We start from the raw sequence: 239 nt of genomic DNA on the forward strand, positions 1-239 counted from the left end.
ATCTAGATGCAGCGGAAGAAGGCCATTATGACTCTGTAAAAGTGGTTGATGCTAAAACAATTGAATTTGTTAGTATCACTGGGAGAACGGTTGGAAAATACGTTTCTAAGGGGCAAAGTTTAGTTGACGACTTTAAGGATAATTCGCTAAAGTTAGAGTTAGATCTTGAAGCAAATGCAAATAAGGTCGCAAATGAATAATTTACTTGCAATTTACTGTGTTTATCGATAGCATAGTAT

1 pseudogene is annotated in these 239 nt (G+C 35.1%); it reads left to right on the plus strand.

Annotated elements, in window-relative coordinates:
• Positions 1–200 (plus strand): annotated as a pseudogene (locus tag AC6UDG_RS07845) (hypothetical protein); the annotation flags it as partial.
• Positions 201–239 lie beyond the last annotated feature (39 nt).

It is taken from the genome of Fructilactobacillus sp. X2R1C1, assembly GCF_059901435.1.